At 70.3% G+C, this 4,968-nt stretch carries 5 protein-coding genes and 1 tRNA gene; 2 read left to right on the top strand and 4 right to left on the bottom strand.

Translation table 11 applies throughout. The features are described from left to right. Nucleotides 1–248: 248 nt before the first annotated feature. On the top strand, nucleotides 249–1,613 hold the full coding sequence (locus ACWDSL_RS51815; protein WP_450496561.1) for an MFS transporter: 1,365 nt from the start codon (nucleotides 249–251) through the stop codon (nucleotides 1,611–1,613). 4 nt (nucleotides 1,614–1,617) lie between these two features. Further along, entirely contained in the window at nucleotides 1,618–2,211 is a 594-nt protein-coding gene (locus ACWDSL_RS51820) for an isochorismatase family protein (RefSeq protein ID WP_450496557.1), read from the top strand. A 15-nt stretch (nucleotides 2,212–2,226) separates the two neighbouring features. Here the strand turns inward: ACWDSL_RS51820 and ACWDSL_RS51825 are convergent. The 4 genes from ACWDSL_RS51825 to ACWDSL_RS51840 form a co-directional block, all read right to left on the bottom strand. Further along, nucleotides 2,227–2,300, bottom strand: a tRNA-Lys gene (locus tag ACWDSL_RS51825). A gap of 56 nt (nucleotides 2,301–2,356) precedes the next feature. Further along, nucleotides 2,357–2,920, bottom strand: a complete 564-nt coding sequence (locus ACWDSL_RS51830) for a bifunctional DNA primase/polymerase (RefSeq protein WP_450496559.1) — start codon at nucleotides 2,918–2,920, stop codon at nucleotides 2,357–2,359. 137 nt (nucleotides 2,921–3,057) lie between these two features. Then, entirely contained in the window at nucleotides 3,058–3,426 is a 369-nt protein-coding gene (locus ACWDSL_RS51835; RefSeq protein ID WP_089506966.1) for a hypothetical protein, read from the bottom strand. 136 nt (nucleotides 3,427–3,562) lie between these two features. Beyond that, a complete protein-coding gene (locus ACWDSL_RS51840; RefSeq protein WP_450496560.1) occupies nucleotides 3,563–4,924 on the bottom strand; it encodes an AAA domain-containing protein in 1,362 nt (453 codons plus the stop codon). Nucleotides 4,925–4,968: the final 44 nt, after the last annotated feature.

Consider the following 4,968-nt stretch of genomic DNA (forward strand, 5'->3'; position numbering starts at 1 on the left):
TATGGGACAGTGACACGCCGTGGTGTCGGCGTGTCACTGTCCCATACTCACCGCAAAGTCACTGGCATTGGGGGAGGGTGCGGCGGCGCTCGCCCCTGCACCCACCATAAAAGCGCTGGTCTGGGCCGGAGTTGGGCCGTACCTTGCTGCCGGTGACAAGCGACCCCGGTGAACTGTCGGATCCCCTTCCCACCCCCGGACTCTTCTCCCGTACGTATCTGGCGGTCACCGCGAGTTTCGCCGCGGTGATGTTCTTGACCGGGTTCGCAGCGCTGGCGGTGATGCCGTTGCTGCCGGTGGCCGCCCGAGACCTCGACGGAGTCGGTCTCTACCCGCTGGTGGCAGGGGCATTCGTGGCGGCGAGCCTGCTCGGTGGTGTGCTGGGCGGGGCATGGGCGGATCGCGGCGGGGCCCGGCGACCGCTGACAGCCGGGGTGATCCTGACCGTCGCGACGCTCCTTGTCTCCGCAACCAGTACCACCATCTGGCAACTGGTCCTGGGACGCTTCACCGACGGGATCGCGGCGGGCCTGGTGGCGGTGTCCGTCAACGCGGCCATCGGGCAGTCCTACCCGGATCACCTGCGCGCCCGCGCCTTGTCCCTCATGAGTGCGTGCTGGATTGTGCCGTCACTGGCCGGCCCCCCGCTCGCCGGGTTCGTGGCCGCGTCGTGGTCATGGCGAGCGGTGTTCTTCGGCGTCGCCGGGCTCACACTGATCCCTGCCGCGGCCGCTGTGCTGCTCCTTCGCGGACGATCAGCACAGCCAGGAGCGTCGCAAGAACCTGGAAGTCCCAAGGCACCCGTGCGGCGGCCCGCCCTGCCCGCGGCAGTGGCAGTGAGCGTGGCCGCGGCTCTCACCCAGTACGGCGTTTCCACCTGGAATGTATGGCACGCGGTGTGCGCGTCGGTCGGTGTAGTGGTGCTTGTGGCGTTTGCCCCGAGGCTGCTGCCACCGCACACCTGGCGAGCCGGGGGCGGATTGCCCGCTACGGTGCTCCTGCGCGCGCTGACCTCGGGCGCGTTCTTCACGCTCGAAGCCTTCGTCCCCCTGATGCTCAGCACAGCCCGACATGTGCCGGGCGTTGTTACAGGGTTCGCGTTCACTGGGGCAGCACTTGCCTGGGCCGGAGCCTCGTGGATGCAGGGTCGCCTGCAGAACCGGGTGTCGCGGCACCGACTGGTCGCCATCGGGGCCGGAATCATGGCGGCCGCGATGGCGGTGGCGGCACTGTGCACCATGCCGGCGGTGCCTCCGGCCGCGGCGGTGTCCTCGATGGCGATGGCCGCCGTCGGCATGGGGCTCGCGACGCCGTCACTCACACTGCTGTCGCTCGCGCACACTCCGGCTGACAGACAGGGCTACGCAAGCGGCGCGATGCAGACCTCGCAGAACCTCGGTCAGACCCTGGTCCTGGCCGTGACGTCGGCTCTGTTCACGGCAGTCTCAGCGGCGTCAACGAACCGGCTCCCGGCATTTGCCGGAGCATTCGCACTCCTGATCCTTCCGATTGCGGGTGCCGCCTGCCTGGCAGGCCGAACGCGCGTCACGGATGCAGGCCAACACGATGCCTCGGGACTGTCCGTCGCCACGGCAGAGGGACAGCTACGGTAGGCCGATGCCACCGACGCCGCACCGTGCCGCGCTCCTCGTCATCGACATGCAGCACAACATGAGGCCCATCATGCACCGCCCTGACCAAACCGTCGGAACCATCGCGGGGCTCAGCTCTCGGGCGCGTGCTGCGGACGTTCCCGTCATCACGGTTCAGCAGCAAGGGTGCGGCGACGCCTTGCCCGGACTGGCTCCGCGGAACGGAGAGCCGGTGGTGACGAAGACCTGTGCGGACGCCTTCTTGGACACCGATCTCGACGAGACGCTGATCCGGCTCGGCGTGACAGAGGTCCTGGTCACCGGCTTTGCCACCGAGAACTGCGTGGAGACGACCGCCCGCCAGGCCCTCAGCCACGGCTACGACCTGGTGCTGGTGGCGGACGGGCACACCACGTCGGTCCGCCCCCAGCCAACGGACTTCGCCCTTCCAGACCAGTCGATCGCCCATCACAACGAAATCTACCGGCACATCGACTTTCCTGATCGCAGTGTTCGGGTCCTGCCTGCCACAGAGATTGACTTCATGGCGCCGAAGCTGGACGGCGCCCGAAAACGCGACTGGGGTTTCTCGGAGAACCGAGAAACCCCAGGTCAGTGACTCTAAGAGTCAAGGTGCGCCGCCAGGGACTCGAACCCCGGACCCGCTGATTAAGAGTCAGCTGCTCTAACCAACTGAGCTAGCGGCGCCTGCTGACGTAGAAGACCTTAGCACCCGGATCCGGCGGAGTGAAAATCGATATCCCTCACCCCGGAAAAACGGCGGGTGTGCTGGTCACAGTGGTGCGGCCGAGGAGCTGGGACGCCGCGCGGGCGGCCCTGACGCAGGCCCACAGCAGCGCCTCGGGGCCGGGCAGCCAGGGGTGCCGGACGTCGGGGGCGACCAGCCAGCGGCCCTCGGCGGCGGGCGTCTCCTCGGGGTAGGGCGGCGGGACGGTCACCGCGTCGCCCCAGCTGTAGCAGAGCAGCGGCGGGGCGGACGCGGCCCACTCCTCCCAGCCGAGCAGCGCGGCGAGCCGCCGGGCCGCGCCCGGAACGGCGAACAGCATGACGCGGCCGCGCTGGGTGGCCACCGGACCGGTGCCAGGACCGTCGGTCCATAACCGGCTCACCACTCGGCGGCCGAAGAGGGCGTCCATGCTGACCACGTCGAAGGCGGTGCCGCACGGCAGGGTGACGGGCACGGTGGGGCGCTGCGCCCACAGTGTGTGCACGCTACGGGGGCAGCCGCTGGCCGAGGCGAGCCAGTCCGCTCCGGCGGGGGTGACATAGGCGGCGGCGTGATGTGAGTCCCGAGGCCATTCGCTCATGTTTCTACACTTACCGGTGGATGACATGACGTAGGGGAATGAGACAAAACCGGTACGTGACGACGAGGGGTTGCGGTATCTTCCGCCCGCATATGCCAACGGCCGCGTACCGCTCCCGCTCCCGATCGCGAGCGCGATCAGTCCGTCGCGTCGCCGCCGCCCCGCATCAGCTCGCGGCCGAATTCGACCATCTTCTTGGCGTAGTCCTCGGTCCACTCCGCCCGCTCCGCGATCACGGCCGGGGTCAGCCGGTCGAACCGCCGCGGATCGGCGAGCTGGGCCGCGGCCATCGCCTGGAACTCCATGGCGCGGTCGGTCGCCGCCCGGAAGGCGAGCACGAGTTCCGTGGAGCGGGACAGCAGCTCACGCGGGTCCTCGATGGACTCCAGATCGAAGAAGTGCGCCTCGTCCGCGACGGCCGCGGTGGGTTCGAAGAGCAGGGGTGCGGGTTTCAGCCGCCGGGGCGCGGTGCCGTGCGGGCCTTGAGCCGGATGCGGCTCTGGCATGTGATCTCTCCTCGTGAATCGTCGAACCCGTTGCGGGGCGGGGCTTATCGGCCGAGCTGTCTCGTTTCTCTCCCCCATTGTCGCGCGTGGGGCAAGAGCGCCTTAGGACATACCCGATGGCCGCTGTCCGACACGGTCATGGCCGCCATCCGACACGGTGTTCCGCCAGGTGGGCAAGGACCGCATGGTTCGCCTCCCACCCGTCCGGGAACTTCACCGTGACCCCCAGCTGCACCGGCTCCGTCGACGGATGCTCGTCCAGCAGCTCGGCCACCCCCGCCCGGCACACCACGATGCACGCGTGCCGGTGCCGGGAGGCCAGTACGCACAGCCGGCCGGTCTCCAGATGGAACTCCGTCGCGTCCGGCCGCCCCGACAGCGGGTGCAGCACCACCGTCACATCGAACTCACGCCCCTGGAGCCGGTTGGCGGTGTCGACCGTGACCCCCACCACCCCAACGTCGGCCAGCGCGGCCCGGACGGCCGCCGCCTGGTCCCGGTGCGCGGTGCCCACCGCGATCCGGTCCGCCGTCAGCGGCACCGGGTCGGCCGACCGCTCGCTGACCGCGGCCCCGCCCCGGTCCAGCAGCCGCCGCGCCACCAGGGCCACGGCGGCCACCGCCTCCGGGTCCGTACGAGGCGTCCGCCGTGCGGGCAGCTCCAGCAGCCCCCACCCCGACTCGGCGGCCTCGTCCAGCACCCGGTCCGGGCCCGAGCCGTCGGACGGAACGCCGAAGCTCAGCCGCCGGTCGCCGTGGCCGGTGCCGCTGCGGAACGGCGTGTACGGGTAGAAGGCGTCCGAGACCAGTGGCGCGGCGGAGGCGGGCAGCCGCCAGGACACCGGCAGCCGGTGCTGCGGAAGGTGCGGGTTGTGGGCGAGCAGCGTGCTCACCGCGCTCGCCGACGGGTCGTACGACAGGCCCGCCCACTGCTCCGCGCCCACCACGCTGAACGGGTCCAGCTGCCCGGGGTCGCCGACGAACAGCGCCCGCTCGAAGAGCCCCGCGACGGCCAGCAGCGCGTCCGACCGCATCTGGTACGCCTCGTCGACGATCGCGTGCCGCCAGGGCTCCACGTTCTTGACGTGCGCCCACTTCGCGGCCGTGGAGACGACGATGTCGAGTCCGGCGAGGTCCGCGACCTTGGCCGAGGCGCGGACGGCCGGGTGCCCGTCGAGCACCGGGTCGTACGGATGCGGTTCGCTGCTGTGCAGCCGCCCCACGGGCAGCTCCGGATCCTCCCGGGCCAGCCGGTCCACCAGATCGTCCACCTGCGCGTTGGTCTGCGCGACCACCATCAGCGGCCGTCCGGCCGCCGCGAGCTCACGGGCCGCGCGCACCACCAGCGTCGACTTGCCCGCGCCGGGCGGGGAGTCCACGACCACACCCCGGTACGGGCCGTGCAGGGTGTCGTGCAGGATCGCGTCCGTCGCCCGGGCGGCGGCCGCCGCCGGGTCGAACGCCTCGGCGACGGCGCCCGGGCCCGATCGGAATTCCACACACCATTACACCACAAACACATAAAAGAAAAAACTCTATCTTC

It is taken from the genome of Streptomyces sp. NPDC000941, from assembly GCF_053599555.1.

Bases quoted from the DNA above. Each gene is read 5' to 3' on its own strand.
- ACWDSL_RS51815 (WP_450496561.1), top strand. From the start codon at position 249: ATGTTCTTGACCGGGTTCGCAGCGCTGGCGGTGATGCCGTTGCTGCCG.
- ACWDSL_RS51820 (WP_450496557.1), top strand. From the start codon at position 1,618: ATGCCACCGACGCCGCACCGTGCCGCGCTCCTCGTCATCGACATGCAG.
- ACWDSL_RS51830 (WP_450496559.1), bottom strand. From the start codon at position 2,920: ATGAGCGAATGGCCTCGGGACTCACATCACGCCGCCGCCTATGTCACC.
- ACWDSL_RS51835 (WP_089506966.1), bottom strand. From the start codon at position 3,426: ATGCCAGAGCCGCATCCGGCTCAAGGCCCGCACGGCACCGCGCCCCGG.